This is a genomic window from Kribbella sp. (genome assembly GCF_035687465.1).
Lineage (GTDB): Bacteria > Actinomycetota > Actinomycetes > Propionibacteriales > Kribbellaceae > Kribbella.
Genome location: NZ_DASRXP010000712.1, coordinates 1 through 7129, shown reverse-complemented (window position 1 = coordinate 7129; position 7129 = coordinate 1). Strand labels below are relative to the sequence as shown.

The 7129-nt window shown below is 67.8% G+C and carries 5 protein-coding genes and 1 pseudogene; 1 reads left to right on the top strand and 5 read right to left on the bottom strand.

The features are described from left to right. From VFG33_RS41350 to VFG33_RS38845, 5 genes and pseudogenes are all read right to left on the bottom strand, one after another. Positions 1-126 (bottom strand): annotated as a pseudogene (locus VFG33_RS41350) (GNAT family N-acetyltransferase); the annotation flags it as partial. A gap of 259 nt (positions 127-385) precedes the next feature. Beyond that, positions 386-601: an exodeoxyribonuclease VII small subunit gene (locus tag VFG33_RS38860; RefSeq protein ID WP_325058044.1), complete on the bottom strand. Its 216-nt coding sequence runs from the start codon at positions 599-601 to the stop codon at positions 386-388. Then, positions 598-1818, bottom strand: a complete 1221-nt coding sequence (gene xseA / locus VFG33_RS38855; RefSeq protein ID WP_325058043.1) for an exodeoxyribonuclease VII large subunit — start codon at positions 1816-1818, stop codon at positions 598-600. Before xseA ends, VFG33_RS38860 begins: the two co-directional genes overlap by 4 nt. Positions 1819-1884: 66 nt before the next feature. Next, positions 1885-2769: an NAD(P)-dependent oxidoreductase gene (locus VFG33_RS38850; RefSeq protein WP_325058042.1), complete on the bottom strand. Its 885-nt coding sequence runs from the start codon at positions 2767-2769 to the stop codon at positions 1885-1887. Positions 2770-2914: 145 nt separating this feature from the next. Next, on the bottom strand, positions 2915-6010 hold the full coding sequence (locus VFG33_RS38845) for a M14 family metallopeptidase (RefSeq protein ID WP_325058041.1): 3096 nt from the start codon (positions 6008-6010) through the stop codon (positions 2915-2917). Between the two features lie 357 nt (positions 6011-6367). On the opposite strand from VFG33_RS38845, the gene VFG33_RS38840 reads away from it, so the two are divergent. Next, on the top strand, positions 6368-7129 hold a 762-nt coding region (locus tag VFG33_RS38840; RefSeq protein WP_325058040.1), incomplete at its 3' end, for a 4-hydroxy-3-methylbut-2-enyl diphosphate reductase.

Here is a 7129-nt window from a genome sequence, read left to right as displayed (position 1 = left end):
CCAGAGCCAGACCTCGATGCAGCCGGCTGCCCGGAGGTCGGCGATCGCCGCGTCCGTCAGTGACCGTCCGACGCCCGAACCCCACCAGTCCGGATGGACGAACAACGCATAGAGCTCCCGATGTTGTCTGGCGCCGCCGTGTCTCTTTCGGGTCCGACCCCGGCATAGCCGACGATCTGCCCTCCACCGACGTCAGCGACGTACAGGCGGGAACGTCCGGCGGCAATGCTGTCGGTCCACGATGACGCGATCGATGCCGGATCCATCGCGTCCAGGAAGTCCTGCGGGACGAGGCCGGTGAAGGCAGCGCGCCAGCTCGCGACTCGTGCGACGGCCGCGCCGTGCAGATCTTCTTGTCCAGCCGACCGAATGTCGAAGCTGCGGTTCAGTCTTTTTTCTCCTGGTGGGCGGCTTGGGCTTCGGCGAGGCGTTTGCGGGCGCCGTCGAGCCATTGCTGGCAGGTGGCGGCGAGTTCTTCGCCGCGTTCCCACAGGGCGAGGGATTCCTCGAGGCTGGTGCCGCCCGCCTCGAGCTTGCGGACCACCTCGACCAGCTCCTCGCGAGCTTGCTCGTACGAAATCTCCGGCCGGTCGGTGCTCACTTGCTCTCCTTCGAGGTAACTTCCACGTCGAACCGGCCGTCGCTGACCCGCGCGTGCAGCCGATCACCTGCCGACACCTGGTCGACCTCCCGTACCGCGGTGCCGTCGGCGAGCTGGAGCACGGAGTACCCGCGCTCGAGTGTCGCCTTGGGGGACAAGGCCCGCACACTCGCCAAGCGGTGCGTCAGGTCGTCGCTCGCGCGGTCGAGACGGTGGGTCAGCGTCCTGCGACTGCGCTCCACCAACGCGGCGATCTCATCGGACCGCCGCTGCAGGTCGGTCGTCGGCGCGGCCAGCGCAGGTCGGCTGCGGATCGCGGCCAGTGCGTGCACCTCGCGATCCAGCCAGGCTGTCACCGCGCGCAACCCACGCTCGCGCAGCAGTCGAACCCCGTCCAGCTCCTCGCGGACGTCAGGCACGATCCGTTTCGCCGCATCGGTAGGCGTCGACGCCCGCAGATCGGCGACCAGATCGAGCAGCGGGGAGTCCGGCTCGTGCCCGATCGCACTGACCACCGGGGTCTTCGCCTGCGAGACCGCCCGGATCAGCCCCTCGTCCGAGAACGGCAGCAGGTCTTCCAGCGAACCACCGCCGCGGGCGATCACGATCACCTCGACGGACTCGTCCGCGTCCAGCCGGCGCAGCGCGGTCATCACCTCTCCGGCCGCTGACGGACCCTGCACCGACGCGTACTCGACCCGGAACGCGACCGCGGGCCAGCGGCGCTTCGCGTTCTCCAGTACGTCGCGTTCGGCGGCCGAGTCACGTCCGCAGATCAACCCGATCGTGTGCGGCAGGAACGGCAACGCTTTCTTCCGGTACGCCGCGAACAGTCCCTCGGCGGCAAGTAGTTGCTTCAGGCGCTCGATCCTGGCGAGGAGTTCGCCGATGCCGACATGCCGGATCTCGTTGACCGCCAGGGCGAGCGTGCCGCGCCGGGCGAAGAAGTTCGGTTTCGCGTTCACCACCACGCGGGAACCATCGGTGACGGGCGGCTCGACCGCCTCGAAAACCCTCCGGTTGCAGGTGAATCGCAGCGAGATGTCGGCATCGGTGTCGCGCAGGGTGCCGAACACCGTCGTCGTGCCTCGGCCGATCGACACGTCCGTCAGTTGCCCCTCGACCCAGACGGCGCCGAGTTGGTTGATCCAGCTGGCAATGCCGTTCGCGATCGTGCGAACGGCTGCGGGCGCATCCGGCGAGGTTTCCAAAGCCACCCGGCGACTCTACGGGCACCGACCGACAATCCTCTCCGCCCCTGTGGATGACGCGCCGCCGGGCTTCTACTGCAGGCGCGACTGAGCCTCGATCGAGGTGACCACCGCGACCATGTCGTCGTCCCCATGGCCCGCTTCCAGGGCCTGTTCGAACAACGCCCGGCACAACGAGATCAGCGGAACCGCGATCCCGCGAGCTTGTGCGGCCTCGGCGATGAGGTGGTTGTTGTCCAGGACATTCACGACAGCGGCCTGCGGGGCGAAGTCCCTGGCGATCAGTTTCGGCGTCTTGACCCGGGTGATCTCGCTCGCCATCTGACCGGACTGCAGGATCTCGTCGAACAGCGCGAGGTCGAGCCCGGCTCGGCCGGCGAAGTGGGTCGCCTCGGCCAACGCGACCACCTCGCCGATCAGATAGATGTTCGCGGCAAGCTTCATCAGGGTCGCTCCAGGCGTCGCGCCGCAGACGAACGTGGCGGCGGTCATCGGCTCGATGATCGGCTGGACCCTCTCCACCGCGGTCGGATCGCCGGCCAGGAGAGCCAGCAGCCGCCCCGCTTCGGCAGGCTTGCGCGATCCCGACACCGGCGCTTCCACGTACGCCGCGCCGGCGGCGACCAGATCCGTCTCGAGCCCGAGCGAGTACTCCGGTGACGTCGTCCCCATGTGGACGATCGTGCGACCGGCAACCCGCCGTACGAAACTCTCCTCGCCACGGCCGAGCACGGCATCGATGGCGGCCCCGTTGGCCAGCATCAGGATGATGACGTCCGCCGTGGCGAACACCTGATCGGCATCGTCCGCAAGCTTGGCCCCCGCAGCCACAACCGACGCGGTCTTGGCAGCCGTCCGATTCCAGACCAGCACGTCAAAACCAGCCCGAACGACATGCAACGCCATCGGCTCGCCCATGGACCCGATCCCGATGAACCCGACAGCTCCTCGACCCATTCTCTGACTTTAGTCAGACAATGCACGCCCACGCCATCCAGATTGACCGTCGGCGGCCCTAAAATCCTGCCATGCCCGTCGACGACGAGGTCAATCGTTACGACCGCTCGTTCCTGGATTCGCTGGACGGACGCCTACCGACCGCTTACCTGAGCAGGTGCTCCATCGACCGGCGGATCAGGTCGTTGCGCATCGCCTGGGTGGTGAGTCCTTCGGCACCGAACCCGACGAACACCGTGTCCCGGGTGGTCACGCCGGCGCCTTCGTCGAAGGCGGTCTGCGAGCGGATCCAGTCGTTCGGATTCGCTGCGGAGCCCTCGGCCGCGCCGGACACCGTCCAGCCGCCCAGGTCGGACTCGAAAGACGTCTCGGACGCGGTGGCACCATCGACCGTGACCTTCGCGTCATCGACGAAGACCCCAAGACCCTGCGTGCCCCAGTCGCTGACGTAGCTGATCGAGACCTCGACCTGCTTGCCGGCAAACGCTGACAGATCGACGTTCCAGTCCTGCCAGCCGGAGCTCCTGCCGGTGGCGGCGTTCCACACCCCGCTGCTGCCGGTCGGTTCGCAGGCCGCGTTCTGGTAGTGCGCCAGGTGTGGGTGCAGCTGTGCCACCCACCCGCCCGGACAGCTCTCGCCGGTTCCCTGCTGCGTCTGCCCTCCTGTGTCCGGCAGCGTCGTCCAGTCGCCCTGCCCGACGGTATGCGCCTCGACCATCAGGTAGTCCCAGTCGGCCTCGGTGTCGTACGACGCCTTGAAGGAGAGTGCGCCGGCGGCCGCGCCGGTCAGGTCGACGGTGCGGGTCAGCCGTTTGTAGCTCACGTCCGCCCGCTGGCTGTAGAGATACCAATCACCGGTGAACGGCTCGAACGGCGCCGCGCCCGGCCGCTGCCACTTGAAGGCCGCCGAACTCGCGAACTGCGGGAACTGCGCGGGCGGCAGGAAGCTCGAGGTGATCAGGAATGCGGCGGTGTGGTCCTGGTTGCCCGCCGAATCCCCACCGTTGAACGTGCCGGCGAACCCGTTGAATGCGCCCGCGACACCCGACACCGCGAACGGGTTGCCGTCGGCGGCGGTGCCGCTGTCGTCGACGTAGTTGTAGGCGCCCAGCCAGTACTGCTGGAAGTCGTTCAGTAGTTGCAGGCAGGGGTACTCGAGCACAGTGCACTCGCCCTGCTCCTCCTCGAACGGGTTGTACCAGTAGGCCCCGTCCGCGCCACTGGCGAAGCCGGCGTACTTGCCTGTGTACAGCAGTTTGCCGCCCTCGTTGAGGTAGTCGCGGACCGTCAGTTCGAGATCCAGCGCCAGTTCGGCCGCTGTGCCGGCGGGTTGGCCGACCTCACGGGTGACGATGTCGTCGCCGTGCTCCCAGACCACCGCCTTGTAATGCGACAACACACCGAGGTGATGCGGTGCCGTCCGGCCGTTCGCGTCGACGTCGTACACGTCGGAGGTACGGCCGGCCGCTGTGAGCGCGGCGGCGTACTCGTCGGCGTACTTGGCACTCGTCACGCCCTGGGCCGGACTGGCGCCCGTGACGTCCTCAGCGGCCAGGATCAGCACCTTCCCGCCGATGTCCGTCGCGACCCTGTAGCTGAAATGCTCGCTCGAGACCCTGCCTTTCCCGGGCTTGACGCCGGTGAACCAGACCTCGACCGAATCGCCAGGCCTGGTACGGCGCACCGTCCCGCGGAACTCGGCGTAGTAGCCGTTGGAGCCGTCACCGTACCGTTCGCCGCCCTTCCACTCCGCGACCTTGTCGTCGACGGTGCGGCCGCCATTGACCTTGTAGTTGATCCGCAGGTCCTTCAGCGCCCGCTTCGCCGTTACGGCGACCGGCTGGGTGGTGCCGTACGAGACGGGGAACGGGTCGACCACCAGGTCCGCCGCCGTGCGTCCGACCACCGATACCGGGTCGTCCGGATCGTGACTCGACTTCGCGACAGCGAGCGCGAACGGGATGTTCTTCGCGAACTCGGCCTGGATCAGCTCCTCGTCGTCGGGGAAGCTGAAGCCGCTGACGCAGTCCTCGGGCAGCCACTCGTCGTCGGGGTTCGACGCCGATGCGGTCTGGCAGGTGGTCATCTCCGGGGTGACGGCGAGGGTGCCGTACCTGACCGACGCATGGTTGTCGGTCTCGCCATTGGTGGTGTAGAGCTCAGCGGAGATGTCGGGGTCGTACCCGGGCACCGCCGGGTGGGCGTCGTCGCCGACCATCGCCTCGTAGATCACGTCGTCCGGCGAGGGGGTGCTCACCTGCCAGCCGACGCCGTACAGCAGCAGCTCAGCGGCGGAGTGGTAGTTGATGAGCTCCTTGAAGCGGACCCGCTTGAGCAGACCGTCGAGCGCCTTGGTCTCCGGCTCGGAGTTCGGGCCGGTGCCGCGGTAGGTCTCGCTGCTCGGATCGGGGGAGGAGCCCTCGTTGTCGTAGCCCCACTTGACCGCGAAGTTGCGGTTCGGGTCGACGCCGTCGGTGCCGGTGATGGCGCCGTCGCCGTTGTTGTCGCGCAGGTTCTTGCGCCACAGCCGGTTGTCCACGGTGAAGGTGAGGTCGTAGCCGTCGGGGTTCGCCACCGGCAGGAACCACACTTCGGTGGTGTTGACCAGTGCAGTGAGGTCCGCGTTGCTGCCGTAGCCGTCCAGGTAGTGGTGCATCAGCCGGCGCACCATCTCGGGGGTGATCCACTCGCGAGCGTGCTGGGCAGCGGCGTACAGCACCGCCGGTCGGTTGCCGTCCTTGAGCTGGCGGGCACCCTTCGTCACCTTGAGCGCGAGGATGTCCTGGCCCTTGAGAGACTTGCCGATGCTGACCAGTTTGGTCAGCCCGGGGTTCGCCCGGGCGGTCGCGACCAGCTCGTCCCGGATACCACCGGCCTCGCTGTACGAGCGGTAGACGGTGTTGCCGGCGACTGCGAGCCGGGCTGCCTCCTCGGAGGCCTTCTTGCCCTTGACCACCTTGACGGCCAGCTCGACCCCGTCTCTGCGCAGCTTCTCGGCCTGGAGGTCGGTGATGACTGCCTCTACCTCGACCTTGCCGTTCGCGGCCTCGCCGGTGGCGATGTCCTCGTGGTCCAGGCCGAGTGCGGCCAGCTTCTGCAGCTGGTCCGGGGCCAGTTCGCCGACGTATACCTCAAGGCCCCCCTCGCCCCCTTGGCCCGGCGCGGCGGTTGCCGGTGGACCCACCACCAGCGCCCCCGCGGCAAGTGCCAGTACTGCCGCGAAAACAGGAGATCTACGCATGTCGCCCTCCCCGGTCGACGGTGCATCTTTGTGCAGAGTCCAGCGACCGGGGACGCAAGTCAACAGCTCGCCGACCCAGAGTGCGGGGATTCCGGCTGCAGCTCAGCGTCACCGAAAGATCGCTCCGGGTGCTGGGTGCTGAAGCTGCGGCCTCGCTGTACTTATCTATCGGAAGGCTGTAAACCCTTTGCGGGCAAGGGATGTCCCGGGTCATCCTTGATCCGATGAACACCTCCTGGAGGGACCGCTCGGACAGGGTGGGCGGTCCCTCGTTCACGGTTTATTGCCGGAGGCAACCCGCGCGCTGCGGATCCGTAGTACCGGCTCGGGCTGAGGGGGTGGAACGCGGCCCGTAGCATGGGGCCCGTGACTGAAGCCATCGGTACGACGACCGCTCCCGTGACCAAGCGGGTCCTGCTCGCGGCGCCACGTGGCTACTGCGCCGGCGTCGACCGGGCGGTGGTGGCGGTCGAGAAGGCGCTCGACCTGTACGGGCCGCCGGTCTACGTGCGCAAGGAGATCGTGCACAACAAGCATGTCGTGCAGACCCTGCAGGCGCGCGGCGCGATCTTCGTCGACGAGACCGACGAGGTGCCCGAGGGCGAGACCGTCATCTTCTCCGCGCACGGCGTGGCCCCGGTGGTGCACCAGGAGGCTGCCGCGCGGCAACTCAAGACGATCGACGCGACCTGCCCGCTGGTGACGAAGGTGCATCACGAGGCGAAGCGGTTCGCCGCCGTCGGCTACGACATCCTGCTGATCGGTCACGACGGGCACGAAGAGGTGATCGGCACCAGCGGCGAGGCCCCGGAGCACGTGCACCTGGTGGACGGCCCCGGCGACGTGCCGAACGTCGTGGTCCGCGATCCCGAGAAGGTCGTCTGGCTGTCCCAGACCACGCTCTCGGTCGACGAGACGATGGAGACCGTACGCCGGTTGCGCGAGCGGTTCCCGAAGCTGCAGGACCCGCCGAGCGACGACATCTGCTACGCCACCCAGAACCGGCAGATCGCGGTGAAGAAGATGGCACCGGACGTCGACCTGATGATCGTGGTCGGCTCGCGCAACTCGTCGAACTCCGTCCGGTTGGTCGAGGTCGCCGTCGAGCACGGCGCCAAG